This window comes from Anaerococcus sp. HMSC065G05, assembly GCF_001812365.1.
Lineage (GTDB): Bacteria > Bacillota > Clostridia > Tissierellales > Peptoniphilaceae > Anaerococcus > Anaerococcus vaginalis.
In genome coordinates this window covers 66173-93165 of record NZ_KV808699.1, presented here as the reverse complement: position 1 = coordinate 93165, position 26993 = coordinate 66173, and the positions used below count along the sequence as shown (strand labels likewise).

At 28.9% G+C, this 26993-nt stretch carries 25 protein-coding genes; 18 read left to right on the top strand and 7 right to left on the bottom strand.

The features are described from left to right. The first annotated feature begins 4 nt into the window (after positions 1–4). The 4 genes from secA (at position 5) to HMPREF2852_RS04145 (ending at position 6344) form a co-directional block, all read left to right on the top strand. The gene (secA, locus tag HMPREF2852_RS04160; protein WP_039920545.1) at positions 5–2719 is read left to right on the top strand and encodes a preprotein translocase subunit SecA; all 2715 of its coding nucleotides are present in this window, start codon (positions 5–7) and stop codon (positions 2717–2719) included. Further along, a complete protein-coding gene (gene prfB, locus HMPREF2852_RS04155) occupies positions 2720–3829 on the top strand; it encodes a peptide chain release factor 2 (protein ID WP_070606077.1) in 1110 nt (369 codons plus the stop codon). It begins immediately after the preceding gene. A 34-nt stretch (positions 3830–3863) separates the two neighbouring features. Further along, a complete protein-coding gene (trpS, locus tag HMPREF2852_RS04150; RefSeq protein WP_070606075.1) occupies positions 3864–4952 on the top strand; it encodes a tryptophan--tRNA ligase in 1089 nt (362 codons plus the stop codon). A gap of 141 nt (positions 4953–5093) precedes the next feature. Then, positions 5094–6344 (top strand): dicarboxylate/amino acid:cation symporter, encoded by a 1251-nt coding sequence (locus HMPREF2852_RS04145; protein WP_070606072.1) that lies wholly within the window; start codon positions 5094–5096, stop codon positions 6342–6344. Between the two features lie 46 nt (positions 6345–6390). Here the strand turns inward: HMPREF2852_RS04145 and HMPREF2852_RS10020 are convergent, their stop codons facing one another. Genes HMPREF2852_RS10020 through HMPREF2852_RS04135 form a run of 3 tightly spaced genes read right to left on the bottom strand, consistent with a single transcriptional unit; the run spans position 6391 to position 8187 of the window. Then, entirely contained in the window at positions 6391–6687 is a 297-nt protein-coding gene (locus HMPREF2852_RS10020) for a sensor histidine kinase (RefSeq protein WP_261668043.1), read from the bottom strand. Between the two features lie 28 nt (positions 6688–6715). Next, positions 6716–7516, bottom strand: a complete 801-nt coding sequence (locus HMPREF2852_RS04140) for a histidine kinase dimerization/phospho-acceptor domain-containing protein (RefSeq protein WP_261668041.1) — start codon at positions 7514–7516, stop codon at positions 6716–6718. After that, positions 7513–8187: a response regulator transcription factor gene (locus HMPREF2852_RS04135; protein ID WP_019117436.1), complete on the bottom strand. Its 675-nt coding sequence runs from the start codon at positions 8185–8187 to the stop codon at positions 7513–7515. Before HMPREF2852_RS04135 ends, HMPREF2852_RS04140 begins: the two co-directional genes overlap by 4 nt. A 104-nt stretch (positions 8188–8291) precedes the next feature. Here HMPREF2852_RS04135 and HMPREF2852_RS09785 point away from each other — a divergent pair, with 104 nt between their 5' ends. The 3 genes from HMPREF2852_RS09785 to HMPREF2852_RS04125 are packed head-to-tail and all read left to right on the top strand — an operon-like array spanning position 8292 to position 10279. Beyond that, on the top strand, positions 8292–8447 hold the full coding sequence (locus HMPREF2852_RS09785; protein ID WP_004839104.1) for a CD1871A family CXXC motif-containing protein: 156 nt from the start codon (positions 8292–8294) through the stop codon (positions 8445–8447). After that, the gene (locus tag HMPREF2852_RS04130) at positions 8434–9360 is read left to right on the top strand and encodes a 4Fe-4S binding protein (RefSeq protein ID WP_070606069.1); all 927 of its coding nucleotides are present in this window, start codon (positions 8434–8436) and stop codon (positions 9358–9360) included. Before HMPREF2852_RS09785 ends, HMPREF2852_RS04130 begins: the two co-directional genes overlap by 14 nt. Beyond that, complete coding sequence (locus HMPREF2852_RS04125; RefSeq protein ID WP_070606067.1) at positions 9350–10279, top strand: TlpA family protein disulfide reductase; 930 nt, start codon at positions 9350–9352, stop codon at positions 10277–10279. Before HMPREF2852_RS04130 ends, HMPREF2852_RS04125 begins: the two co-directional genes overlap by 11 nt. Before the next feature lie 97 nt (positions 10280–10376). On the opposite strand, the gene ppdK is transcribed toward HMPREF2852_RS04125, so the two are convergent. Both ppdK and HMPREF2852_RS04115 read right to left on the bottom strand, forming a co-directional pair. After that, a complete protein-coding gene (gene ppdK, locus HMPREF2852_RS04120; RefSeq protein ID WP_070606065.1) occupies positions 10377–13007 on the bottom strand; it encodes a pyruvate, phosphate dikinase in 2631 nt (876 codons plus the stop codon). Further along, on the bottom strand, positions 13000–13821 hold the full coding sequence (locus HMPREF2852_RS04115; RefSeq protein ID WP_019117439.1) for a pyruvate, water dikinase regulatory protein: 822 nt from the start codon (positions 13819–13821) through the stop codon (positions 13000–13002). The genes ppdK and HMPREF2852_RS04115 overlap by 8 nt, the downstream gene beginning before the upstream one ends. Positions 13822–14268: 447 nt before the next feature. Between HMPREF2852_RS04115 and HMPREF2852_RS04110 the strand changes: the two genes are divergently transcribed. From HMPREF2852_RS04110 to HMPREF2852_RS04075, 8 genes are all read left to right on the top strand, one after another. Then, on the top strand, positions 14269–16896 hold the full coding sequence (locus HMPREF2852_RS04110; protein ID WP_070606063.1) for a valine--tRNA ligase: 2628 nt from the start codon (positions 14269–14271) through the stop codon (positions 16894–16896). After that, on the top strand, positions 16896–17624 hold the full coding sequence (locus tag HMPREF2852_RS04105; protein ID WP_070606061.1) for a class I SAM-dependent DNA methyltransferase: 729 nt from the start codon (positions 16896–16898) through the stop codon (positions 17622–17624). The genes HMPREF2852_RS04110 and HMPREF2852_RS04105 overlap by 1 nt, the downstream gene beginning before the upstream one ends. Before the next feature lie 2 nt (positions 17625–17626). Further along, positions 17627–17827, top strand: a complete 201-nt coding sequence (locus HMPREF2852_RS04100; RefSeq protein WP_070606059.1) for a cold-shock protein — start codon at positions 17627–17629, stop codon at positions 17825–17827. 1 nt (position 17828) lies between these two features. Then, positions 17829–18836: an alpha/beta fold hydrolase gene (locus HMPREF2852_RS04095; RefSeq protein WP_070606058.1), complete on the top strand. Its 1008-nt coding sequence runs from the start codon at positions 17829–17831 to the stop codon at positions 18834–18836. 58 nt (positions 18837–18894) lie between these two features. After that, positions 18895–20202 (top strand): amidohydrolase, encoded by a 1308-nt coding sequence (locus HMPREF2852_RS04090; protein WP_070606056.1) that lies wholly within the window; start codon positions 18895–18897, stop codon positions 20200–20202. Next, positions 20177–20818, top strand: a complete 642-nt coding sequence (gene pcp / locus HMPREF2852_RS04085; RefSeq protein ID WP_070606054.1) for a pyroglutamyl-peptidase I — start codon at positions 20177–20179, stop codon at positions 20816–20818. Before HMPREF2852_RS04090 ends, pcp begins: the two co-directional genes overlap by 26 nt. Positions 20819–20936: 118 nt before the next feature. Then, complete coding sequence (locus tag HMPREF2852_RS04080; protein WP_186821924.1) at positions 20937–21692, top strand: ABC transporter ATP-binding protein; 756 nt, start codon at positions 20937–20939, stop codon at positions 21690–21692. Further along, on the top strand, positions 21685–23316 hold the full coding sequence (locus HMPREF2852_RS04075; protein ID WP_070606049.1) for a hypothetical protein: 1632 nt from the start codon (positions 21685–21687) through the stop codon (positions 23314–23316). Before HMPREF2852_RS04080 ends, HMPREF2852_RS04075 begins: the two co-directional genes overlap by 8 nt. Before the next feature lie 21 nt (positions 23317–23337). On the opposite strand, the gene HMPREF2852_RS04070 is transcribed toward HMPREF2852_RS04075, so the two are convergent. Beyond that, positions 23338–23610, bottom strand: a complete 273-nt coding sequence (locus tag HMPREF2852_RS04070) for a YkvA family protein (protein WP_070606046.1) — start codon at positions 23608–23610, stop codon at positions 23338–23340. Positions 23611–23793: 183 nt separating this feature from the next. Between HMPREF2852_RS04070 and HMPREF2852_RS04065 the strand changes: the two genes are divergently transcribed. Further along, positions 23794–24285 (top strand): macro domain-containing protein, encoded by a 492-nt coding sequence (locus tag HMPREF2852_RS04065; protein ID WP_070606044.1) that lies wholly within the window; start codon positions 23794–23796, stop codon positions 24283–24285. Positions 24286–24436: 151 nt separating this feature from the next. On the opposite strand, the gene HMPREF2852_RS04060 is transcribed toward HMPREF2852_RS04065, so the two are convergent. Next, a complete protein-coding gene (locus tag HMPREF2852_RS04060; protein ID WP_004839088.1) occupies positions 24437–25192 on the bottom strand; it encodes a DeoR/GlpR family DNA-binding transcription regulator in 756 nt (251 codons plus the stop codon). Between the two features lie 226 nt (positions 25193–25418). Between HMPREF2852_RS04060 and ulaG the strand changes: the two genes are divergently transcribed. Together ulaG and HMPREF2852_RS04050 are read left to right on the top strand one after the other, a co-directional pair. Beyond that, entirely contained in the window at positions 25419–26483 is a 1065-nt protein-coding gene (ulaG, locus tag HMPREF2852_RS04055; protein ID WP_004839087.1) for an L-ascorbate 6-phosphate lactonase, read from the top strand. Positions 26484–26537: 54 nt separating this feature from the next. After that, entirely contained in the window at positions 26538–26993 is a 456-nt protein-coding gene (locus HMPREF2852_RS04050) for a PTS sugar transporter subunit IIA (RefSeq protein ID WP_070606042.1), read from the top strand.

Sequence of the window (26993 nt, the reverse complement as noted above, 5' to 3'; positions counted from 1 at the left end):
AGATTTGGCGTTATTAAATATATTTAAATCATTTAGTCAAAAAGAAATTGACAACAACCAAAAATTGGTTGATAAAATTTTGGCACTAGATGAAGATATGCAAAAATTAACAGATAAACAGTTACAAGATAAAACTAATGAATTTAAAGAAAGATTAAACAAGGGCGAAAGTCTTGATGATTTATTGGTAGAGGCATTTGCAACAGTAAGAGAAGCAAGTGATAGAGTTTTGGGAATGAAACACTATCCAGTTCAATTACTTGGTGGAATTGTTCTACATAATGGACAAATTGCAGAGATGAAAACAGGAGAAGGAAAAACTTTGGTTGAAACTCTTCCTGCTTATCTAAATGCCCTTGATGGAAAAGGCGTTCACATAGTTACAGTAAATGATTATCTTGCAAAGCGTGACCAAGAGTGGATGGGAAAAGTTTATTCATTTTTAGGTCTTACAGTAGGTTGTATAATTTATGGACTTACAAATTCAGAAAGACAAAAAAATTATAACTGTGATATAACTTATGGAACAAACAACCAATTTGGTTTTGATTATCTAAGAGATAACATGGTTATTTATAAGGATAATATGGTTCAAAGAGGACTTCACTATGCCATAGTCGATGAGGTTGACTCAATTTTAATAGATGAAGCTAGAACACCACTTATTATTTCTGGAGAAGGCGATGAATCAACTGATACTTATGTAAAAGCAGATGAATTTATAAAAGGCCTTGAAGGAAGAATTTTAGATCCAAATGAAGATTTAGATCAAGATCCATTTGATAGAGAATTTGTTGTAGAAAAAGTAGATTTCTTAGTTGATGAAAAAAGAAAATCATCAAACCTTACAGAACAAGGTACAGCAAAGGCAGAAAAATTCTTTGGAATTGAAAATTTATCAGATCCAGAACATCTTGAACTTGCTCACTACATCAACAATGCTTTGAAAGCAAACACTACAATGACAAGAGATATTGATTATGTAGTAAATAATGGCGAAGTTATGATTGTAGATGAATTTACTGGACGTATCATGCAAGGAAGAAGATATTCAGATGGTCTTCACCAAGCAATTGAAGCAAAAGAAGGCGTTGAAGTTCAATCAGAATCAAAAACTCTTGCTACAATTACCTTCCAAAATTACTTTAGAATGTATGATAAATTATCAGGAATGACTGGTACTGCAAAAACAGAAGAAGAAGAATTTTCAGAAATTTATAATCTAGACGTTGTAGAAATTCCTACAAATAAACCAATTCAAAGAGTTGATGATGTAGATTATGTTTATATAAATGAAAATGGAAAATATAATGCGATAATTGAAGAAATTAAAAGAGTACATGCAACAGGTCAACCAATCCTTGTAGGTACAATTTCAATAGAAAATTCTGAAAAATTATCAAATGCTCTTAAAAAAGAAAAAATAAAACACGTTGTATTAAATGCAAAAAACCACGAAAGAGAAGCTGATATAGTTGCTCAAGCAGGAAGATTAAATTCTGTAACAATCGCAACAAATATGGCAGGCCGTGGTACTGATATTATGCTTGGTGGAAATGCCGATCACATGGCAAAGCAAAGATTGAAAAGAGAAGGAATTTCAGAAGAATTGCTTGAACAAGTTGACTCTTTCCAAGAAACAGATAACCAAGAAATATTAGAAGCAAGAAAAAAATATAAACACTACAAATCTCTAGTAAAACCTGGCATAGATGAAGAAGCTAAAAAAGTTAGAGAAGTCGGTGGACTTTATATAATTGGTTCAGAAAGACACGAATCACGAAGAATTGATAATCAGTTGAGAGGTCGTTCTGGAAGGCAAGGAGATCCAGGAAAATCAAGATTTTTTATTTCATTAAAAGATGACTTGATTAGACTTAATGTTGGAGAACAAATTTCAAAATTTGTAGAAAATTATAATTATCCAGAAGATGAACCAATTGTTTCAAAAATGGTTACAAGGTCAATTGAAAAAGCTCAAACAAGAGTTGAAGCAAATAACTTTGCAACAAGAAAAAGAGTTCTTCAATACGACGATGTAATGAATAAACAAAGAACAATAATCTATAACGAAAGAAAACAAGTTCTTTACGGAGAAAATATGAGAGATTCAATTCTTGGAATGATAAAAGATTCAATCTCCCAATCCGTTTATTCATTTACAAATCCACAAGTAAAACCAGAAAATTGGGAAATGGTAGCATTATTAAATCATTTAAAATCAATTGCAATTCCTGTTGAATTATTGAAGTTTGAAAATATAAATGATTTTACTCAAGAAAAACTAATAGATTATATTTACCAAACAAGCTTAGAAAAATATGAAAATAAGGAAAAACAATTTGGCGAAGAAAACATGAGAGAAGTTGAAAGAGTTGTTTTACTTAGAGTAATTGATACAAAATGGATGGAACACATCGATTCAATGGATCAAATGAGAAAAGAAATTGGTGTAAGGGCAATGGGAAATGATGATCCTGTAAGAGCTTACACAAATACTGGTTTTGATATGTATGAAGAAATGACTAATGCAATCCAAGAAGAAACTGTAAGACTTATGATGGGTGTTGAAATCAGACAAAATATTGAAAGAAAACAAGTTTTAAAACCTGATGAAGAAGGATTTGAAAATCCTGAGAATCCAGAAGAAGCAACAAACAGGGCTGAAAGAAGAAGATTAAAAAGAGAAGCTAAAAAAGGACACATTAAGGGTAATTAGATGGCAGAAATTTATGAGCTAAGAGAAATCATTAAAGAACTTGATAAAAATCTAGATATGATTGGCTCTCATCTTAACCCAGAAAAGCTAAATACAGAAATAAAACAAATTGAAAAACAAACTCTAGAAGAAAATTTTTGGGATGATAGCCAAAAAGCTCAAGAAATAATGGCAGATTTGTCAGATAAAAAAGAAAATTTTAAAACTTTTACAAGCTTTGAAGAAGAATTAAAAGACCAATCTGATCTTTTGGATATAATTGAAGAAAGCAATGAAGATTTAGAAAGTTTAAATGAAATTGAAGAAATTTTAAATTCATTAAAAAAAGAAATTGGATCTTTTAAAATAAAAACTGAGCTTGATGGAGAATATGACAAAAATAATGCCTATCTTGTAATACATGCTGGAGCTGGTGGACTTGAAGCTACTGATTGGGCAGAAATGCTTATGAGAATGTACACAAGATTTTTCGAAAAAAGAAATTTTAAATTTGATGTAACAGATTTAAATAACGAAGAAGCTGGTGGTATAAAATCTGCAACAATTCATGTGAAAGGCTCTTTTGCTTATGGATATTTAAAAGGAGAAAAAGGCGTTCACAGGCTTGTAAGGATTTCTCCTTTTGATTCTTCGAAAAGACGCCACACTTCTTTTGCATCAGTTGATATTTTTCCTGAATTAGATGATGATATGAGTGTAGAAATTGATCCAAAAGATTTGAGGATTGATACTTATAGGGCAAGTGGAGCAGGTGGACAGCATGTTAATAAAACTGATTCTGCTGTAAGAATTACCCACATCCCAACAGGAGTTATAGCATCAAGTCAAGCTGAAAGAAGTCAAACTCAAAATAAAGAAACAGCAATGAAACTTCTATTGGCAAAACTTATTCAAATTAAAGAAGAAGAACACAGGGAAAAAATTGAAGATATTCAAGGAAATTACACCCAAATAGCTTGGGGAAATCAAATAAGATCTTATGTATTTCATCCATACACTTTGGTTAAAGATCATAGAACAAATTTTGAAGTTGGAAATGTAGAAAGTGTAATGGATGGAGATATTGACGGATTTATAGATGAATATTTAGCTAATAAGGGAAGGGAATAATCTTTCCCTTATTTTTTATTAAAAAGGAGAAAAAATGAAAAATATAATTTTAACTGGAGATAGACCAACAGGAAAACTTCATTTGGGCCATTATGTTGGCTCATTAAAAAATAGGGTTAAAATGCAAAATGAAGGAAATTATGACAAAATGTATGTTATGATTGCCGATGCTCAAGCTCTTACTGATAATTTTGATAATCCAAAAAAAATCAGAGAAAATATTACAGAAGTTATGCTTGATTATTTATCAGTTGGACTTGATCCAAATAAGGTAACATTTTTTGTTCAATCTTATGTAAAAGAGCTTACAGAATTAACTTTTTATTTATTAAATTTAGTTACCCTATCAAGGCTTGAAAGAAATCCTACTGTAAAAAGCGAAATAAAATCTAAAAATTTTGAAACAAGTCTTCCAACTGGATTTTTAATTTATCCTGTTAGCCAAACTTCAGATATTATTTTGTTTGATTCTAATATTGTTCCAGTTGGAGAAGACCAAGAGCCAATGCTTGAACAAGCTAGAGAATTGGTTCGTTCATTTAATAGTACTTATAAAGAAATTTTTAGAGAACCAAAAGCAGTAATTCCAGAAAATAAAGTTTGTAGAAGACTTCCAGGAATTGATGGAAATGCAAAAATGAGTAAGTCTTTGGATAATTGTATTTACTTATCAGATTCAAAAGAAGAAGTAAAGAAAAAAGTAATGTCAATGTTTACAGATCCAGGACATATAAAAATTACAGATCCAGGAAAGGTTGAGGGAAATTCTGTATTTACTTATCTTGATGCTTTTTGTGAAGATTATCATTTTGAAAAATTCTTGCCAGAATATAAAAATTTAGATGAATTAAAAGATCATTATAGACGTGGTGGTCTTGGCGATGTAAAAATTAAAAAATTCTTAAATAAAGTTTTGGAAGATTTTCTTGTTCCTGTTAGAGAAAAAAGAGCTTATTATGAAAAAGATATTTCCAAATTATTTGAAATTATGGAAAATGGTTCGAAAGAGGCAAGTGCTTATGGAAAAATGAAACTTGAACAAGTAAAAGACGCTATGGGCATAAATTATTTTGATGATAATAATTTAATTTCTGAACTTCAAAGAAAATATGACCAAAAATAAGATAAATTGATAATAATTTGTTAAAAAAGTGCAATTTTATTTGCACTTTTTTTCTTTATGTCCTATAATGGATAGGTAGTCACGTTACGAGCTATATATTTTACATAAAAATATAGCTAAAAAAGGAGTGTTTAAATTTTTATGAGTAAATCTGAAAAGAAAAAACTTGGTTTAATACCTAAATTATTGATAGCGATTGCCTTAGGTACTTTAGCTGGTTTATATTTGCCTGAATGGTTTGTAAGAATTGCAGTTACATTCTCATCAATTTTCGGTGCATTTTTAAACTTTGTTATCCCACTTATGATAATCGCTTTTGTTACTAAAGGAATAGCAGATCTTGGAGAAGGAGCTGGAAGGTTACTTGCTGTAACTGTTCTTATTGCTTATGCGTCAACATTAGTTGGTGGTTCATTATCTTATTTAATGAGTTCAAATATTTTCCCAGCTTTTATAAGTCAAGATCAAGTTGCTAAAATCCAAGCTTCAAGTGAAATTGAAGTTAATCCATTTTTTGAAGTGCCTATCACACCATTTTTTGATGTTACATCAGCAATTATTTTTGCCTTTATGATGGGAATTTCAATTTCTTGGTTAAGAAAACATGGTAAGGGAGAATATTCTTATGGTTTAATTGGAGAATTTAATGAGATAATTACAAAAGTTTTATCAACAGCAATTGTTCCATTATTACCATTTTTTATTTTTGGTAATTTCTCAAAAATGGCATTTACAGGTTCTGTATTTGCAGTTCTTTCAATTTTCTGGAAAATATTCTTGTGTGTAATTGCTCTTCACTTATTATACATATCTGCTTTATTTATAATAAATGGTCTTTATACAAAGAAAAATCCTCTTGTTTTAATCAAAAACCAAATCAAAGGATATTTAACAGCAGTTGGAACTCAATCATCTGTTGCAACAATTCCTGTAAACTTAGAATGTGCTAAGTCAAATAGTGTTAGCAAGGGAATAAGAGATTTTGTAATTCCTCTTGGAGCTACTGTTCACATGCCAGGCTCAATGATTACAATTACAGCTTGCACATTTACAATTTTAACAATGTATGGAATGGATCATTCTTATTTATTAATGTTAAGATATATGGCAATTTTGGGAATAGCTATGGTTGCAGCACCTGGTGCACCAGGTGGAGCTGTAATGAGTGCCCTACCATTTTTACCAGTTGTAGGAATTCCTTCAGAAGGAGAGCTTGCATCATTGTTGATTACACTTTATCTAACTCAAGATTCATTTGGAACCGCTGCAAATATATCAGGAGATACAGCAATCTCTATTGGTATAGATAAAATATTTAATAAACATATAGTTAAAAATGATGACTACAAAGACGGTTTCAATGATGAAATTATAAATGCTGAAGAAATTTAATTAAAAAACTAGGCTTTGCGCCTAGTTTTTTTGTGCTTAAAATTATTTATAAATTAGAAATTGGTAGGGAAACTTTTATTAGGCTTCCTTTGTCTTTGTCTAAAACTTTAATTTTTCCTCTATGAAGTTTTATTGTTTCTTTTACTAGAGAAAGTCCTAGTCCTGAGCCTATTTCTTCGTTTGCTTTTATTCTATAAAAGGCTTTGAAGATATTTTCTTTTTCGCTATTTGCTATTCCTATTCCACTATCTTCTACATAAATTTCTGCAAAGTCTTTATTTTTTTTGGAATAAATTTTTACGAATCCATTATTGTTGTTGTATTTTATTGCGTTTTCTATCAAATTATAAAATACTCTATAGATTAGTAAATCACTTCCTTCTATATATATTTCTTGGCATATATTTTCTATGTTTATGTTTTTTTTTGTCGGATATAAATGATAAATCTTGAATTGCCTCTTCAATTAAAGAGGATAGTTCAATTTTTTCGTTTCTTGTAACTGATCTTAATTCGCTTAAATCTAAAAGGCTTGTTACAAGTTTTGAAAGTCTATCTGATTCGTTTTTTATCATTGTTACAAGATTTTTTATTTCATCCTCATCCATATTTTCTTCTTCGAATAGGTCGATTTGTGAATTTATTATGGTAAGGGGAGTTCTCAACTCGTGAGCTGCTCTTGCTGTAAATTCTCTTTCGTTTTTGTAGGATTCGTTTAATCTTTCTAGCATTTGGTTAAAAGATTTGGTTAATTTTTGAAATTCTTTTATTGGATTTTCTTTTACTTCGTAATCGGTTATATTTTTAAGCTGGATTTGTTCAATTTGATTTGAAAATTTATCAAGGGGTTCTAGGAATTTTCCGCTTAGAAAGTATGAAATTATTCCGCCAAAAATTGTAACTAAACTTGTTATTATCCATGATTTTTTTGAAAAATTATTTTTTGTAATTGTGACTTGGTCAGAAAAATTTGTATCAAAATCGCCAATTTTATCATTGTCAATGTTTATATACAAATCTTCTTTGTTTTCCATTTTATCGACATATCCACCCAAAGAATCTATATAAAAATATGCGGTTTTGTTCATAAAAAAATTCATGGTTAAACTTGTAAGAGCTATCAAAATACTTGTTAAAATGGCGATTCGAAGCCTTAATGACATTTTTTTCATTTTATTTTCCTCAACAAATATCCTATTCCAATCCTATTTTCAATTGGATCATAGCCTAGTTCTTGTTTTAATTTTTTTCTAAGGGCTGATATATGCACTCTTATGGAATTGCTTAATAAATCAACGCTAGAATCCCAAACGTGGTCAATTAATTCTTCTTGGCTTACTGGTCTTCCTTGATTTAAAAGCAAGTATTCCAAAATCCCAGATTCTTTTCTTGTCAATTTTAATTCTTTGTCGTCAATAAAAATCGTCCTATTTTTACTATCAAATTTTATCTTATCAAAAGAAAGTTCTGTATTATTTTGTATAAAGTTTCTTCTTGTAAGAGATCTAACTCTTGCTTTTAATTCGTCCAAGTGAAATGGCTTTTGCAAAAAATCATTTGCTCCGGCATCAAGACCTTCGACCTTATCTTGGATTTGACTTCTTGCAGATAAAATTAAAACTTTTGTTTCAACATCTTCTTTTCTTAAATTTTTCAAAATTTCCATTCCGTCCATATTTGGAAGATTTAAATCTAAAACTATAAGATCATAAGATTCAATTTCTATCATCTCCATAGCATCAAAGCCATCAAAAGCGGATTCGACTTCATAACCTGCATCTTTTAAAGATTTGTTTATTGTGTTATTTAATATTTTTTCATCTTCTACTATTAATATTTTCATGTTTTCTCCTTTATAATTATTATATCAAATCATAATAAAATATATGTTAAGAAAATCTTAACAGAAAATTTATATCTAATCTGTTATTATTAATTTGTAAAGAGGTGATTGATATAGAAATTAAGAAAAAGAAAAATATACAAATAGGATTTTTGATCCTTGCAATAGGTTTTATTTCTTATGGAGCCTTCCGTGGAGAAGTAGATACGGTTTTTAGCAAGGCGATAAAATTATGTCTGGAGTGTGTTGGAATTGGATAAGATTAGATCAAAAACTATAGCAAAATTTAGGTGGCTAATCCAAATTTTAGCAAGTCTTATGACAAATATTCACCTTCCTAATTTTTTAAAAGGAGTAATTTATAGGGGGAATATAAAAAAGATTTGCGTTCCTGGACTTAATTGCTATTCTTGCCCAGCAGCAACAGGAGCTTGTCCAATAGGAGCATACCAGGCAGTAGTTGGCTCATCAAAATTCAAATTTTCCTATTATATAAGCGGATTTTTGATTTTTGTGGGAGTAATGGTAGGAAGATTAGTTTGCGGATTTTTGTGTCCATTTGGTTTTATCCAAGAAATTTTACACAAGATTCCATGCAAAAAATTTTCAACAAAAAAATTAAAACCATTAAGATACATAAAATATTTGATACTATTAGTTGCCGTTATTATTTTGCCAGTTCTTGTAGTAAATGAATTGGGAATGGGCAATCCATATTTTTGTAAGTACATTTGCCCAGCAGGAGTTCTAGAAGGAGCAATCCCGCTTTCCTTGGTAGATACATCAATAAGAGCAAGCTTAGGTTCATTATTTAACCTAAAACTTACAATTTTGATAATAACAGTAATCCTATCAATAATATTTTTTAGACCATTTTGTAAATGGATTTGTCCTTTGGGAGCATTTTATGCCCTATTTAATAAAATATCCCTATTCAAAATAAATTTTGATAACAACAAGTGCATATCCTGCAAAAAATGCGTAAAAGCTTGTAAAATGGATGTAGACGTTAGAAAAGACCAAAACCATACCGAATGTATAAGGTGTGGAATGTGTATCACATCGTGTCCAACCTGTGCCCTCAAATATCAATTTGGACTCGATAAGAAAAAAGAAGAAAATAAAAAAGAAAATTTAAAAGAAGATATTAAAGGAGAAAAAAATGAAATTTAAAAAAGTAAAAGTATTAGCATTATCAGCAACATTAGTATTAGCATTAACAGCTTGTTCAAAACAAGAAAACAAAGACAATATGAACTCAAATCCTTCATCAGTAGAAAAAGTTGAAAGCAATTCAAATAACTCAAATAAGATGGACGATAATAAAGCTAAAATTGACGAATTGATGAAAAAACAAAATGACATCTTAGCTTCACACGATAAGCAATGGCAAGTAGCATTTTCAAAAGCAGATAAGTCAAGCGCAGAAGATAATAAAGATAAAGGATACGATGCATATTTAAAAGATTTAGTAGAAAAAGCAAAAGATGAATTATCCAAAGAAGACTATGAGCTTTTGACAAAAGACGTAGAAGAAATTGCAAAATTAGAAGAAGAAATAACAAAATTAAAAGCAGGAAAAGAAAGCGCATCAAACAAAAAAGAAGATGGAGCAGTTTCAACAAAAGAATTAAAAAAATTCCCAACATTTAATTCAAAAGATTTTGATGGAAATGATGTTACAAAAGACATATTCAAAGATAAAAAATTAACACTAGTAAATTTCTGGTTTAATGGTTGTGCACCATGCGTAGGAGAGCTTCCAAAATTACAACAATTAAACGATGAAATAGAAAAAATGGGTGGACAAGTAATAGGAATAAATTCAGAAGCCAAAGTAGGCGAGGAAGATACAATAAAAGAAGCTAAAAAAATCCTAGAAAAACAAGGGGCAAAATACAAAAATATTACTATAGACAAAGGTAGCGAACTTGAAAAATACACAGAAACAATAATGTCATATCCAACATCAATCCTTGTAGATAGCGAAGGAAATATAGTTGGAGATCCAATAGTAGGAGCAATAGACAAAGAAGACAAATACAAAGAAGTAAAAGAAATGATAGAAAAAATAATAAAAGACAAAATGTAGAAAATGAAAATTTTCGAATTTAGATTTATATTATCCTTCTTGATGAATCAAAAATACCAGAGTTTTAAAACTCTGGTATTTTTGTATTAATTTTAAATTATTTATTTCTTGGATGTTCAATTGCTTCTTGAGCTGCTGCAAGTTTTGCAATTGGAACTCTAAATGGAGAACATGATACATAATCAAGTCCTACATTATATAAATATTTAACAGTAGTAGGCTCTCCGCCGTGTTCTCCACAAATTCCTAAGTGAAGATTTGGATTTGCTTTTTTACCACGTTCAACAGCAGTTTCAACTAAGAAACCAACACCTTTTTGGTCTAGAACTTGGAATGGATCTTTTGCAAAAATATCTTTATCTAAATAAAGATCCAAGAATTTACCAGCGTCATCTCTTGAAAGACCAAAAGTCATTTGTGTTAAGTCGTTTGTACCAAATGAGAAGAAGTCAGTAATTTCTCCAATTTGATCAGCTGTTATAGCAGCTCTAGGAATTTCAATCATTGTTCCTAATAAGTAGTCAATTTTCTTTCCTTTTTCTTCAAATACTTTTTCAATTTCTTCTCTTACTTGATTTTTTACATAAGCAAGTTCTTTAACATCAGATGAAAGTGGAATCATTATTTCTGGAACAACATTAATTCCATCTTCATGACAATGCATTGCAGCTTGAATTATAGCACGAGCTTGCATTTTTGAAATTTCAGGATATCTAACGCCAAGTCTTAGTCCTCTAAATCCAAGCATTGGGTTTACTTCTTCAAGATCTAGGATTCTCTTTTTAACTTCAGAAATTTCCATATTTAAATCTTCAGCAAGAGTTCTAATTTCTTCTTGTCCTCTTGGTAAAAATTCGTGAAGAGGTGGATCAAGAAGTCTTACAGTAACAGGTCTTTCGCCCATTAGAGAATAAATTTGATAGAAATCATCTTCTTGCATTGGAAGAATTTTATCTAAAGCTTCTTTTCTTGTTTCGAAATTGTGAGCTAAAATCATTTTTCTAACTTGGAAAATTCTATCAGCCTTAAAGAACATGTGTTCAGTTCTACATAAACCAATTCCTTCAGCACCAAATTCTAAAGCTTGTTTAGCATCGTGAGGTGTATCTGCATTAGTTCTTACTTTCATATCACGATATTTATCAACCCAGCTCATGAATTCTCCAAATGTACCTTCAAGTTTTGGATTTTCAGTTTCTAAAGCTCCAACGTAAATATTTCCAGTAGAACCATCTATTGAAAGTACGTCTTGGTCTGAATATTTTTTGCCATCAATTCTTACGAATCTTTCATCTTCATTTACATATATTTCATGAGCTCCAGATACACAACATTTTCCCATTCCTCTAGCAACTACTGCAGCGTGGCTTGTCATACCGCCTCTTGCTGTTAGAATTCCAACTGCTGAAACCATTCCTTCAAGATCTTCTGGAGAAGTTTCTTCACGAACTAAGATTACATTTATACCTTTTGCAGCTCTTTTTTTAGCTTCTTTTGCAGTAAAGGCAATGTAACCTACAGCAGCTCCTGGACTTGCTGCAAGACCTTTAGCAACAGGTTCATTTTCTTTTATAGATTTTTGAGAAAGTGTAGGGTGGAGTAAACCATCAAGATCTTTAGGATCAATTCTTAAAACTGCTTCTTTTTCATTAAGAAGTCCTTCATGAACCATATCAACTGCAACTTTTACTGCAGCATGAGCAGTTCTTTTACCATTTCTTGTTTGAAGTAGGAATAATTGTCCTTCTTGGATTGTAAATTCCATATCTTGCATATCTTTGTAATGTTGTTCAAGTTTTTCTGCAGTATCATGGAATTGATCAAAAACTTCTGGCAATGAATCTTTTAATGTTGCAATTTCTTTTGGTGTTCTAACTCCAGCTACAACGTCTTCGCCTTGAGCGTTCATTAAATATTCACCAAATAATTTATTTTCACCAGTTGCAGGGTTTCTTGAGAAAGCTACACCTGTTCCAGAAGTTTCTCCCATATTTCCAAATACCATTGATTGAACATTTACAGCAGTTCCCATAGAATCATCAATATCATTTAATCTTCTATATAAAATTGCACGTTCATTATTCCAAGATGCAAATACAGCAGTAATAGCTTTGTCTAATTGTTCTCTTGGCTCTTGAGGGAAATCCTCTCCTTCAATATCTTTATAAACTTTTTTATATTTTTCTACAACATCTTTTAAGTCGTTAGCATCAAGTTCAGTATCTTCTGTTACGCCTTTTTCAACTTTTTTTGCACTAAGAACCTTTTCAAAATTATTTTTATTGATTCCCATTGCTACATCAGCAAACATTTGAATAAATCTTCTGTAAGAATCGTAAGCGAATCTTTCGTTGTTTGTTTTTTTGCTAAGACCTATAACAGCATCATCATTTAAACCAAGATTTAAAATTGTATCCATCATACCTGGCATAGAAATTGGAGCACCACTTCTTACAGATACAAGGAGTGGATCTTCTGTTGAACCAAATGTTTTTCCATTATGTTCTTCTAAATCTTTGATGTGATTTGTTATTTCTTTTTTAAGATCTTCCCAAATTTTTTTATCTTCTTTGTAAAATCTTGCACATGCTTCTGTTGTAACCGTAAAACCGTATGGGACATTGATTCCCATATTTGTCATTTCTGCTAGATTTGCGCCTTTACCACCGAGCAAAGAGCGCATGTCCTTGTCGCCTTCGTTAAAATTGTAAACATATTTTTCAGTCATTTTTTTCCCCTTTCCTACTGTTAATATGATTAATTATTATATCAGACGTTTCTTCTATAGATTTATATGTAACATCAATCATTACACAATCTAAATCTTCCATAATCGCTTTGGCATAGTCCAATTCTTTTTGAATTGCTCTTATATCTGAATATTGACTTTTTCCAGATAAACCCAAACTTTTAAGTCTTTCTTCCCTAAAAGACTTTAAAATATTTTTATCGATAGTTAGACCGAATATTTTCTTGCTATCAATTTCAAAAAGTTCATCGGGCAGGCTAGTATTTAAAAGTATAGGAATATTACAAACTTTATAGCCCTTGCTTGCCATATAAATTGATAATGGCGTTTTAGAAGAACGAGATACTCCAATTATTGCTATATCACAAGCTTTAAGTGACCTAAAATCTTTGCCATCGTCATATTTGATTGCAAAATCTAATGAATTTAATGTTTTAAATCGGTCAGTTTCATAAAGGGACTCTTCAGAAAAAGCATACTTTGGTTCTAATTCAAGTTTTTTAGAAATAGTCCTTATGGAATAGCCGGTTATATCAACATAAGTAATATTATTTAGCTCACAAAAATCATTGATATAAACATTCATCCTTGAATCTTGAAATGAGTGATAGATAATGAAATTATCGCAAGTTTCAATTATAAAATTTAATATATCTTTAAGAGAATCTATATCTCTTACATCTGGATATATATTTGTAATTGATTCAACATTAAACTGACTAAGAGATACTTTTACAATTTTTTCTGTAGCGTATCCACTTGTATCAGAGATAATGTTTACACTAAGCTTCATCCTGTCACCTCTTTAATATAAGATTCTATTAATATTATAGCATTTTTAATCAAAAATCCAAGAGCTGAAAACATTTTTCAATCATTAAAACTAATAATTATTAATATTTTACAAATATATTATTTGAATTTTCAACATTAACTTTTACAAGTGAAATTGACAAAAAAATAATTTAAAATATAATAAGAAAAAGAATTGAATAATAAACTTTGACAAAAAGGAGTAGTAGGGGAAATTTTTTAGAGAGAAGACGGCTGGTGAAAGTCTTTAAATTGAAACTATGAAGGTTGTTTTGAAATAGTTTAATGTAGCATGCATGAATGCAAATAAGAGCCTTTTTTATAAAAAAGGAAGATAGGTGGTAACGCGATAATCTCGTCCTTGAGAATTGTGTTACTTTTTTTATTATTTATTTTTAATTTTTTATTTTAAAAATAAGGAGAAAATATGCAAACAAAATACGAACCACAAAAATTTGAAAAAGAAATTTATAAAAATTGGGAAGAGGGTGGATATTTTAAAGCAATGGTTAATGAAAATAAAAAACCATTTACTATTGTTATGCCACCACCAAATATTACAGGAAAATTACACTTGGGCCATGCCCTAAATAATACAATTCAAGATATTATTATTAGATATAAAAGAATGCAAGGTTATGAAGCTTGTTGGATTCCAGGAACAGATCACGCATCTATTTCGACTGAGGCAAAAGTTGTAGAAAAAATAAAAAACGAAGGAAAATCAAAAGATGAACTTGGACGTGATAAATTTTTGGAAGAATGTTGGGATTGGACAGAAGAATACGGTGGAACAATCAAAAGACAATTAAGAACTGTAGGAGTTTCTTGTGATTGGGATCGTGATTCTTTTACTATGGATAAAAATCTTACAAGGGCTGTTAGAAAAGTTTTCAAAAAAATGTATGATGAGGGATTGATTTATAGGGGAAATAGAATTGTAAATTGGGATCCTGAAGCAAAAACTGCACTTTCAGATGCAGAAGTTTATCACAAAGACCAAGAAGGACATTTGTGGTATATAAAATATTTCTTTGAAGATAGCGATGATTTTATTACAATTGCTACAACAAGACCTGAAACCATGCTTGGAGATTTGGCTGTTGCTGTAAATCCAGAAGACGAAAGGTTTAAAGATAAAATTGGGAAGAATTTAATTTTGCCACTTGTAGGCAGAAAAATTCCTTTGATTGAAGATTCTTATGTTGATATGGAATTTGGTACAGGTTGTGTAAAAATCACTCCATCTCATGACCCTAACGATTTTGAAGTTGGAAAAAGACATAAGCTTGGTCAATGCGTAGTTATTGATGAAGGTGCAAAAATTAAAGAAGGGTATGGAAAATATTCTGGTCTTGATAGGTATGATGCTAGAAAACTAATGATTGAAGATTTAGAAAAAGAAAATCTTTTGGTAAAGACTGAAACAATTGAGCATGCAGTAGGATATAGTGAAAGAACAAATGTTGTAATTGAACCATTAATTTCAAAACAATGGTTTGTTAAAATGGAAGATTTGGCAAAGGATGCAATCGAAGTTTATAAAAATGGAGATTTAAATTTAATCCCAGATTCTTTGGGAAAAACTTATATGAATTGGCTAGAAAATATTAGAGATTGGTGTATTTCTAGACAATTATGGTGGGGACACAGACTTCCAGTTTTCTACACTGAAGATGGAGAAATTATTGTTTCAGAAGAAGATCCTGATGAAAATGGATATTTGGATGGAAAAAAAGTTACTCAAGAAGAAGATACTCTTGATACTTGGTTTTCATCAGCACTTTGGCCTTTTGCAACTTTAGGTTGGCCAGAAGAAACTGAAGATTATAAATATTTCTTCCCAACAGATATTCTTGTAACAGGTTATGATATTATATTTTTCTGGGTTATAAGAATGGTATTTTCTTCACTTTACAATACAAATAAAACTCCTTTTGACCATGTACTTTTCACAGGTCTAATTAGAGATCCTCAAGGAAGAAAAATGAGTAAGTCTTTAGGAAATGGGGTTGACCCAATTGATGTTGTAAATAAATACGGAGCGGATGCTCTTAGATTTACAATTATTACAGGAAATTCTCCTGGAAATGATATGCGCTATGATGAAAAAAGAATTGTAGCAAGCAGAAATTTTGCCAATAAATTGTGGAATGCAACAAGATTTGTATTGATGAACGTTGATGAAAATGATGATATTGAATTTAAAAATTTAGATTTAAGCCTTGAAGATAAGTGGATTTTAAAAAGATTAAATAATGTAGTAGAAGAAGTTTCTAAAAACTTAGACAAGTATGAAATTGGTCTTGCTGCAAGTAGGATAGAAGATTTTATTTGGGAAGAATTTTGCGATTGGTATATTGAATTTGCCAAGGAAAGATTAAATTCTGATGATGAAAACAAAAAAGCTACAGTTAAAAAAGTTTTGCTTTATGTTTTAAAAGATATGATTTCACTTCTTCATCCATTTATGCCTTTTATTACTGAAGAAATTTATAAGCAATTGCCAAACAAAAAAGATATGCTTATAGTTGAAGATTGGCCACAAGTTAGGGATGATTTTAATTTTGATGATGAGGCAAGAGTTGTTGATGGAGCAATTGAAGCTATAAAAGCTATCAGAAATCAAAGACAAACTTTAAATCTTGGATCAAAAACAAGACAAGATTTAATAATTTACTCATCTGATGAAAATACAAGAAAATTCTTAGAAATTTTGAAGGGACAATTTGTAAATCTTTCAAAATCTGGGGAAATTTCAATTATAAGCGAAGATAAAGAGGTTGAAGATGCGGTTAGTTTGATTTTTAATGATTTTAAAATTTATATTCCTTTGAAAAATTTAATTGATTATGACAAGGAAAGAAAAAGATTAAAAGATGAAATCAAAAAATTAGAATCCGAAATAAAAAGAGCTGAGGGCAAACTCAACAATCAAGGCTTTGTTTCAAAAGCACCAGAGGCTGTTGTAAATGAAGAACGTGAAAAATTAGAAAAATATAAAGACTTACTTGTAAAAACTCAAGAATCTTACAAGGAAATAGAAGATAAATAATGTATAAAGATTTTGCTTATATTTACGATAAATTATCCTTTGACCTTGATTATGAAAAATATGCAAATAATATCAAGAATTTAGTCGGACAAAATAATATAAAAAAAGAAAAAATGTTGGAGTTAGCATGCGGAACGGGCATGCTAACCAATCATTTTTTTGATTTTTTTGAAAAAATTGACGCCTTAGACTTATCAAAATCTATGCTTGAAGTTTTTTCGAAAAAATTTCAAGAAGAAAATGTATCTTTGTATAACTATAATATGGTAAATTTTCAAAATGAAAATTCCTATGATTTAATTGTAATCTTGCTTGATTCTATAAATTATATTTTGGATGAAAAAGATTTGAAAAAATTAATAGAAAATTCTTATAAAAATTTGAAAAAAGGTGGACTTTTGATTTTTGATATAAATTCAGAATATAAAATGGAAGAAGTTTTTGGCTCAAAATCTTATATTTATGAGTATGAAGATATTTTTTATACTTGGGATAATATTAAAGATGGCGATATAATTGATATGGAATTAAACTTTTTTGTTGAAAATGAGGACGGAACTTACCAAAGAATAATTGAAAATCAAGTTGAAAGAATTTATTCTGTAGATTTTATGAAAAAAATTTTAAAAGAAAATATTTTTTCTGAAATTGAAATTTTTGATGAAGATACAATGCAAGAAATCAAAGATGATACTTTGAGAATTTTGTTTAAGGCTAAAAAGGAGTGAATATGGAAGGAAAAGTTAAATTTTTTGATGAGAAAAAAGGATATGGTTTTATAGAATCAGAAAGTGGCGACTATTTTTTCCATTATTCTGAAATAATTTCTGATAAGGATTATAAAACTATTGAAAATGGTGCAAGGGTTGAATTTGATGTGAAAGATTTGGGCAGGGGAGATACTGCATTTAATGTGAAAAAAAGGAGTTAAGATGAAATATTTTATTTTGATTTTGTTTTTGATTTTTCTTCCTCAAATTTATTATTTGTATAGGAAAAAAACTTATCTTGATTTAAAAAATGGTTCAAGATTTTTTATCAAAGAAGAAAGTATGATTAATGACAATAGGTGTAAGGTGATTTTGACAAATTCTGATGGTTTTGATATTTATGCTAACCGTTTTGATGTTGAAAATCCAAAAGCTGTTGTACAAATTGTTCATGGTATGCTTGAACATTCACTTAATTATTTGCATTTTATTAAATTTTTAAATGAGAGAGGATATGCTGTTATCATTTCTGATAATAGGGGACATGGAAAATCTATTTCTGAAAATCATCCTTCTGGATTTATAAAGGAAAAAGATGAGCTTGTTGACGATCAATATGTCATAAATAAATATATTAGAATGTATTACAAGGACAAAAAAATTTATATGATAGGTCATTCTATGGGATCTTTGATTTGTAGAAATTATTTGCAAAAATATGATGATACAATTGATAAATTAGTTTTGACAGGAACTGTAGCTTATATTCCAATAGCAAGTCTTGGAATTTTTATTGGAAATATTGTAACATTTTATTTGGGAGAAAAAAGAAAATCTAAAATTCTTGATAAACTTTCTGGAATTTCATCAAAAGATCCATCTTGGATTTCCTATAATGAAGAAAATGTAAGGATTAAAAACAATGACCCAATGCGCCTTGAAGGATTTTTGGCAAGAAGTAATGTATCTTTGTTTACTCTTGTAAATAATTTAAACAAGAAAAATAAATTTAAACTAAAAAATAAAAATTTACAAATAGCTTCATTTAATGGAGTTGATGATGACGTTACTGGTGGAGATAAGGGACTATTGAATACAAAAAATATTTTATCTTCTATTGGTTACGAAAATTTATATTTCAAAACTTACGATCACATGAAACATGAAGTTTTAAATGAAGATGAAAGATTTGAAGTTTTTGAAGATATAGATATGTTTTTTAAAAAATGAGTCTAGGCTCATTTTTTTAATGTGATACAAAAAAATGATTTTTAAATAAGGAAATAAAATGATTGAAGAAGAGCTTATTAGATTAAGAAGACATTTTCACAAATATGCCGAACCTGCTTGGATGGAATTTTTGACTACTGTAAAAATTATTGAAGAGTTGAAAAATTATAATCTCGACCTTTATTATGGAAAAGAAATTTATTTCAATAAAAGAATGGGACTTCCAGAAAAATCAATCCTAGAGTCTTATAAAAATTCCATTTCTATTTCTGATATAGAAAAAAAGGAAGAAATTTTGGATTCTTACACAGGTCTTATCGCTGTTTTGGATACGAAAAAAATTGGACCAAATATTGGATTTAGATTTGATATAGATGCAAATGAACTTTGCGAAAGTAATTCACTTGGACATTTGCCAAATATTTTAAATTTTTCATCAAAAAATTCTTTTGCCATGCACGCTTGCGGTCACGATGCTCACATGTCAATTGGTATTGAGCTTGCAAAAATTCTTGCATCAAATATAAATAAATTAAAAGGAAAAATTATTTTTATTTTTCAACCAGCAGAAGAAGGAGTAAGAGGAGCTTATTCTCTAATGAATAATCCGATTATAGATAAACTTGATTACTTGGCTGGCATGCATATTGGAATGGACGTAAAAAGTGGAGAAATTGGCGTGGGAAGTCATGGATTTCTTGCTACAAAAAAAATTGATATTATTTTTAAAGGCAAGGCTTCTCATGCTGGAGCAAGTCCCGAAAAAGGTCACAATGCACTTTTGGCTGCATCAAGTGCAGTTTTAAATTTTAATAGTCTTGCTCAACATTCTATGGGAGAGGCAAGAATTAATGTTGGAAAATTAAATGCAGGAAGTGGAAGAAATATAATAGCTAATAAGGCGAAAATCGAAATGGAGATTAGGGGAGAAAATGAAAATATAATTTCTTATTTATACGATGGAGTAAATAGAATCGTTGAAGGCTCAGCTATCTCTTATGATTGTTCTTATGAAATAGAAATAAAGGGACAAGCTCCATCACTTATTTCTTATGATGAAGAATTTATAAAAAATCTTAGAAATTATTATAAAGAAAAATCCTACAAACTTGTTGATGCACAGTTGAAAGGCTCAGAAGATATTGCTTATTTATTAAATGAAGTGAGAAAAAAAGGCGGCAAAACTGTTCATTTTATTTTAGGCTCAAATTTAAAAGACAGCCATCACAGCGAAGAATTTGATATTAACGAAAAAGATATGTTAAGAGGAGTCGACCTAATGGTAGATTTTGTAAAATATATTGAAAAAATTGATAAGATTGATTATGAAAGGATAGAAAATGAAAATTTTGCTTACAGGATTTGATCCTTTTGATAAAGACAAAATAAATCCATCAATTGAACTTGTAAAAAAAGTTGAAGAAAAAATTGAAGGCGCCCAAATTTTTAAAATAGAAATTCCAACAGTTTTCAAAAAATCTGGAGAAATTTTGGAAGAAAATATTAAAAAAATAAGGCCAGATGTAATTTTGTGCATTGGGCAAGCTGGTGGAAGAAGCTCTATTTCTGTTGAAAGAATTGCAATAAATATTGACGATGCAAGAATAGCTGATAATGATGGTAAAAAACCGATTGATGAAAAAATAAGAAGGGACGGAGAAAATGCTTATTTTTCAAATCTTCCAATTAAAAAAATTGTGGAAGAGATAAAAAAAGAAAAAATTCCAGCAGAAATTTCAAATTCAGCAGGAACTTTTGTATGTAATCATTTGATGTATGAGGTCTTGTATTTGGCAGAAAAATATAAAAATATAAGAGCAGGCTTTATCCATATTCCATATTTGCCAGAACAAGTTTTAAATAAAGCGAACACGCCTTCAATGGATTTGGAAAATTCTTTAAAAGCAATAAATATTGCCATAAAAACTATAATAAACCATGATGGAGAAGATTTAAAAATTTCTGGTGGAAAAATTTCATAATTTTTTAAAAAAAGCAAGTTTTGTACTTGCTTATTTTTTTGTTATAATGAAAAAGATTAGTGATAAAATAAATAATATTATTAATAAAATAAATATAAATTTTCTTAAAGGAGCTTTTATGAAACTAGAAATAAAAAATCTTTCCAAAAAATTTGGCAAAAAAGAAGTTTTAAAAAACATAGATTACACTTTTGACCAAGGAGTCGTTTATGCTCTTTTGGGAAGAAACGGTGCTGGAAAAACTACACTTTTTTCTTTGATTAGTGAGCAAATAAAAAAAGATTCTGGAAATATTTTTCTTCTTGATGAAAATGAAAAGAAAGAACTTGATTTTAGGGATGTATTTTTTATGGTTGCAGAGCCAGATCTTCCCAAATTTCTTACAGGGCGAGAATTTATAAAATTTTTTGTAGAGGCAAACAAAGAAATTATAAAAGATTTTAAGTCTGTCGAAGAATATTTTTCTCTTGTGGATTTTGACATGGAAGATGCCGATAGATTAATTCAAGATTATTCAACAGGAATGAAAAACAAACTTCAAATGCTTATGTTTTTGATTTTAAGACCAAAGGTAATTTTGATGGATGAGCCGCTTACAAGTCTTGATGTAGTTGTTCAACTTGAAATGAAAAAAATAATTAGAGATATTCACAAGGACCATATAATTATTTTTTCAACCCATATTCTACAACTTGCAAAAGATATTTGTGATGACATTGTCCTTCTCCATGATAAAAATTTACAAAAAGTTGATAAGATGGTTTCAGAAGATAAGGATTTTGAAGATAAAATAATAAAGCTTTTGACAAGTAAAAATGTTGAAAATATTGAGATAAATATAGATGATGAAAATTTGGGTGATAAAGATGAGTAGATATTTTTCAAAATTTCTTTTAATTGAAAGAATAAAAATCACCAAAATTTTTAATGGAATGGTTTATGGTATAAGAAAAATTCCTGTAATTGGAAAACACTTGGGAGATAAGTATTATTTTTATGATTTAAAAGAAATTGTAAATACATTTGTTCCGATTTTTTCTATAATTTGGCAATTGATCAAATCGATTTTAACTTTTGGATTTGCAATAATAATTTCAAGGACTATGTTAAAATTTTTATTTGAAATTTCTGATAAATCTCCCTTATTTTTTAGGGAAAATTTTGATTTAAGTCTGGGATCAGTTCTTCTAACTTGTATTCCTTTTGTTTTTTATATAACAAATATGATTACATCATCAATGCTAACAGATAATGGAAATGTATTTTCAGATTTGAGTAAAAATTTTAATTTTTTTCCAGATGATTTGGCGCGCATATTTTTGTATTTACAGCCATTTTTAATTTTTATTGGAAGAACTTTGGGATTTGTGATTTTTGGAAAAATTTTTGCAAATATAAATCCGATTTACACTTTTGCCTTTAGCCTAGGACTTTATTTTTACAATATAAATATGACTTGTTTTTGGACAAAAATATATGAAAAAAAAGAAAAATCATTTTTTGAAGATAGACCATTTTTACAAATCATTTTGATTATAATTATAGATTTGCTAATAAGTTTGTTAGTTTTAATTATAAAACTTGATTTTAAAGTTTTAAGTCTTGGATTTTTCTTGATTAATTTAATTTTATTTCCATTTACAGTGAAATATTTTAAAAATTTCAAGGGATATGACAAAATAATCGAAAAAACAATAAATGTATATAAAATTGCGGTTAAAGATGCGAAAAATATTCAAGATGGTGTAGTAAAAATTGAAAATAAAGATATAAATAAAAAAGAAAATATTAAGGGAGAAGGCTTTGTCTATCTAAATAAGATATTTTTTAAAAGACACAAAAGACATCTTTTAAAGCCAACTTTAATAAAAACAGGCATCTTTTTTGTCCTTGGAATTTGTGGATTTTTTCTTTTATCCAGACTTACAATTAAGGGTAATGAGGTTTATAAAATTTTAATATATGCAATACCAATAATTTCCTATATTTTATTCAAACAAGATAAAATTTTGATGGCTTTCTATAAAAATTGTGACTCATCACTTTTGTATTATAATTTTTATAGGGAAGATAAGAATTTATTGAAAATGTTTTGGCTAAGATTTAATTCTATTTTTAAACTCATGGCTATTCCTATGGGGGCTATGTTTATAATTTATATTGGCATAGCTATAAAATATTTGACTAAAACTAATTATAATTTATCCCTGCCAATTTTTTATATCTTATTAAATGCAATATTTTTTACAGTTTTGCCCTTGTTTCAGTATTATATAATCCAACCCTTCGATAAGGAAGGAAAACAAAAATCTCTTGTGTTAGTTTTGATGAATATATTTTTGTATTATATTTTTATACTTGGACTACCAGCTTTGGCAACAAAAATTGGAGAGATTAAATTTATGTTAATAATTTCAATTTTTATGGTTGCCTTTGTAGGACTTGCAAGTTTTTTAATATATAAATTTGCTCCAAAAACCTTTAAAATTAAGCAATAAAAAAGACCCTGCTGGGTCTTTTTATTTGTTTTCTTCTATATATTCAAATTTTTCCTTTTGCATTATTGAATCAGGAATCATTTTGCTTGTTACATATATTAAAAATGGGAGGACAATAGCATCATCCAAAATTCCAATTGCTGGTATCACATCATTTATAATATCAGCAGGTATTATTGCGTAAGCAATTGCTCCAAGTCCCAAAATTTTTGCAAGTTTTGGAGTTTCTTTATTTCTCATTGCCTTAAAATATACTGGTATAAAATTTTTGATTTTTCTAAATTTATTTATCATTATTTATCCCTTACTTTCTTTTGTTAAAACAGAATATAAAATATTCTTAGGTTCAATTTAATTATACTAGAAATATCACGCTTGTAAATTAAATATATTAATTTTAAATTTAAAGTATTCCTACAAGAATAGTATATTATGATTTTTTTAAATTTCAAGTTATAATATATAAAAGGAGTTATTATGGCGTTAAAAGTTATTGATATAGATATTTTAAAATTAAATGTAGATGCAGTTGTAAATGCTGCGAACGTAGACTTGGTTGAAGGTGGTGGAATTTGCGGGCAAATTTTTGAAAAAGCTGGAAGAGAAAATCTAAAAAAAGCTTGCCAAAAAATATCCCCAATTAAACCAGGCGAGGCTGTAATTACAGATGGATTTAATCTTTATCAAAAATATATAATCCATGCAGTAGGCCCTGTTTATAATGAAATGTATAAAGAAGCTTGTCAAAAAATCCTTCAAGATGCCTACAAAAATTCTTTAAATATTGCCAAGAAAAAAGGAATAAAGTCTATAGCTTTTCCACTAATTTCATCTGGAATTTACGGCTATCCTGACAAAGATGCCTTTATGATTGCAAAAAATACAATAGATGAATTTTTAAAAGATAATGAAATGGAAGTTTATCTATCAACTTATGGGAAAAATATTTTATCTTTAATTATGGGATAAGGAAAGTTATTTATTTCATTTTTGAAAAATAAAAAAATTCCGATAAAATTAAATATTTTTACAAAAAAGAATTAGACTTTTGCCTAAGAGCTAATTCTTTTTTGTTTATAAACATTCAATTCAATCATAAAATCGTTATTTAAAACTTGTCTTATACAAGTATAACTTTGATTCCTAAACTTTCGGCATATTCTAAAATACTTCTTGGCATAGAACTATCTGTTATCAGAATATCTATATTTTCTATTGTTCCTATTTTAAAATTTGCGGTTTTTGAAAATTTACTTGAATCGCATACCAAAATATTTTTGCTTGTAGATTCGTTTATCATATATTGGTTTATTTCAACTTCATCTATAACTGACGTAGTTAATTCTCCGCTTTCAGATACACCAGAAATTCCTAGGATTGAAATATCTGATGCAACAGTTTTGAGATTATTTAAAGCAAAAGTACCGGTAAGTGCGTTTTTTGGATAAGAAACCCTGCCACCGGTTAAAATCACATTGACTAAAGGGTCTATATCAATATAAGATGCTTTTGCGTTATTTGTTATAACATTTATCCTTTTATTTTTGAGATATTTTAAAACTCCTAGGGCTGTCGATGATGAATTTATAAAAATATCATCATTTTCTTTTATAAAATCAGCACATTTTTTTGCGATTTTTTCTTTATTATTTTCAATAGTTAGATTTTTACAGCTGTTTGATTCGTTATATTCTGCTCCTCCATAAAATCTTTCTATTTTTCCTATTGATTGAAGATAATCCAAATCTCTTCTTATTGTTATTTCTGAAACTTTAAATATTTCGACAAGTTCATTTGTTTTTGCTTGTTTATTATCCTTTATAAATTTTAATATATTATTTCTTCTGTTATTTACGATTGTTTTTTTAATTTTCATAACTACCTCTCTTTAAATGATAACCTATACTTAGAAAAAAATCAAAAGAATCCATTAATTTAATTAAAATTTTTAAAAAAACCTTTCTAAATTATAAAAAAATCAAATAACGAAAGAAACAATCGTAAAATATATGCAAAAATGTGTTTTTTATGCTTGACCGTTCAAAATAATTATTATATTATAATATCAAAGAAAAAAAGAAAATGAAAAATTGGAGGTATTGATGAGCAAAGTTGACGAAATCACAAGAGAAAATTGGATTTTAAATGCTTTTCCAGAATGGGGAACGTGGCTAAATGAAGAAATTGATGAAGAAGTTGTAGAAAAAGGCACATTTGCTATGTGGTGGATAGGATGTACTGGTATTTGGTTTAAAACTGAAAATAATACTAACATAGCTGTTGATCTTTGGTTTGGTAATGGAAAGAGAACAAAAAAAGTTAAAGAGATGCAACCATATCATCAAATGAGAAATATGACTGGTGGAAAAGCTCTTCAACCAAATTTAAGAGCAAATCCAATTGTCTTTGATCCTTTTGCTGTTAAGAATGTTGATGCAGTTTTATCTACTCATTATCATAATGATCATATTGATCCTTTCTTTGCTGCAGCAGTTTTGAAAAATTGTCCAGAAGATGTTCCTTTTATAGGTCCTGAGGAATCTGTAAAAAAATGGTTGTCTTATGGTGTTCCAGAAGAAAGATGCAAAATGGTTAAACCAGGAGATGAAATTAAAATTAAAGATACTACTATAGTTGTGTTGGACAGTTTTGATAGAACTTGTTTAGTTACTACTGAAGTAGGAGAAGATATTGAAGGAGTTTGTCCTACAAATATGGATCAAAAGGCTGTAAATTATTTAATAAAAATGCCAGCTGGTAGCGTATATCATACAGGTGATTCTCATTTTTCAATTGGTTTTGCAGAAGTTGGAAAAAAATATGATGTAGATATTGCGTTTGGTTCTTATGGAGATAATCCTGTTGGAAATCAAGACAAGATGACTTCAATTGATATTTTAAGAATGGCAGAATCAGTAGGATGTGAAGTTGTAATTCCAATTCACTATGATGTTTGGACTAACTTCAAAGCTGACCCTAAAGAAATAAAATATTTATGGCAATATAGAAAAGATAGGTCTAAATATAAATTCCATCCATATATTTGGGATGTAGGTGGCAAATACGTATGGCCTAAGATGAAAGATGAATTAGAATTTAGATATAGACCTGGATTTGAAGATGCGTTTGATAATGAAAGGAATGTTCCTTTTAAATCTATTTTGTAAAATAATAAGTGCTGTCAAATTTTTGGCAGCGCCTACATATAAGTGAGGATATTAATGATTAGTGAAATTATTGAAAAGGGTTTATTTGATTTTTATGATAAAATCGATACATGGCAAGATGCTATTATAAAATCTTGTAATAAGCTAGTGGAAAAGGATATTGTGGATGATTCGTATGCTAAACAAGTTATAGAAACAGTTGAAAAATATGGACCATACATAGTTTTAATTCCTGGAGTTGCCATGCCACATTGTCAAGAATGTGCTGATGGAGTGAAAGATACTGCTATAGCTTTTATGAAAGTAGAAAATCCAGTTGTATTTGATGAAAATGATAGGGATAAGGATGCGAAAATATTTTTTACAATAGCAAGTGAAAATAATGAAAAACATTTGGAAAATATAGCACAACTTTCTGATATTTTGTGTGATGAAGAAATAGTAGAAGCTTTTAATCAAGCTAAGAACGTAGATGATTTAATAAAAATTTCAAAAAAATATAATATTTAG

Excerpts from the sequence above, each read along its gene's own strand:
- prfB (WP_070606077.1), top strand. The coding sequence starts at position 2,720 with ATGGCAGAAATTTATGAGCTAAGAGAAATCATTAAAGAACTTGATAAA.
- trpS (WP_070606075.1), top strand. The coding sequence starts at position 3,864 with ATGAAAAATATAATTTTAACTGGAGATAGACCAACAGGAAAACTTCAT.
- HMPREF2852_RS04145 (WP_070606072.1), top strand. The coding sequence starts at position 5,094 with ATGAGTAAATCTGAAAAGAAAAAACTTGGTTTAATACCTAAATTATTG.
- HMPREF2852_RS04140 (WP_261668041.1), bottom strand. The coding sequence starts at position 7,516 with ATGAAAAAAATGTCATTAAGGCTTCGAATCGCCATTTTAACAAGTATT.
- HMPREF2852_RS04135 (WP_019117436.1), bottom strand. The coding sequence starts at position 8,187 with ATGAAAATATTAATAGTAGAAGATGAAAAAATATTAAATAACACAATA.
- HMPREF2852_RS04125 (WP_070606067.1), top strand. The coding sequence starts at position 9,350 with ATGAAATTTAAAAAAGTAAAAGTATTAGCATTATCAGCAACATTAGTA.
- ppdK (WP_070606065.1), bottom strand. The coding sequence starts at position 13,007 with ATGACTGAAAAATATGTTTACAATTTTAACGAAGGCGACAAGGACATG.
- HMPREF2852_RS04115 (WP_019117439.1), bottom strand. The coding sequence starts at position 13,821 with ATGAAGCTTAGTGTAAACATTATCTCTGATACAAGTGGATACGCTACA.
- HMPREF2852_RS04110 (WP_070606063.1), top strand. The coding sequence starts at position 14,269 with ATGCAAACAAAATACGAACCACAAAAATTTGAAAAAGAAATTTATAAA.
- HMPREF2852_RS04105 (WP_070606061.1), top strand. The coding sequence starts at position 16,896 with ATGTATAAAGATTTTGCTTATATTTACGATAAATTATCCTTTGACCTT.
- HMPREF2852_RS04100 (WP_070606059.1), top strand. The coding sequence starts at position 17,627 with ATGGAAGGAAAAGTTAAATTTTTTGATGAGAAAAAAGGATATGGTTTT.
- HMPREF2852_RS04095 (WP_070606058.1), top strand. The coding sequence starts at position 17,829 with ATGAAATATTTTATTTTGATTTTGTTTTTGATTTTTCTTCCTCAAATT.
- HMPREF2852_RS04090 (WP_070606056.1), top strand. The coding sequence starts at position 18,895 with ATGATTGAAGAAGAGCTTATTAGATTAAGAAGACATTTTCACAAATAT.
- pcp (WP_070606054.1), top strand. The coding sequence starts at position 20,177 with ATGAAAATTTTGCTTACAGGATTTGATCCTTTTGATAAAGACAAAATA.
- HMPREF2852_RS04080 (WP_186821924.1), top strand. The coding sequence starts at position 20,937 with ATGAAACTAGAAATAAAAAATCTTTCCAAAAAATTTGGCAAAAAAGAA.
- HMPREF2852_RS04075 (WP_070606049.1), top strand. The coding sequence starts at position 21,685 with ATGAGTAGATATTTTTCAAAATTTCTTTTAATTGAAAGAATAAAAATC.
- HMPREF2852_RS04070 (WP_070606046.1), bottom strand. The coding sequence starts at position 23,610 with ATGATAAATAAATTTAGAAAAATCAAAAATTTTATACCAGTATATTTT.
- HMPREF2852_RS04065 (WP_070606044.1), top strand. The coding sequence starts at position 23,794 with ATGGCGTTAAAAGTTATTGATATAGATATTTTAAAATTAAATGTAGAT.
- HMPREF2852_RS04060 (WP_004839088.1), bottom strand. The coding sequence starts at position 25,192 with ATGAAAATTAAAAAAACAATCGTAAATAACAGAAGAAATAATATATTA.
- ulaG (WP_004839087.1), top strand. The coding sequence starts at position 25,419 with ATGAGCAAAGTTGACGAAATCACAAGAGAAAATTGGATTTTAAATGCT.
- HMPREF2852_RS04050 (WP_070606042.1), top strand. The coding sequence starts at position 26,538 with ATGATTAGTGAAATTATTGAAAAGGGTTTATTTGATTTTTATGATAAA.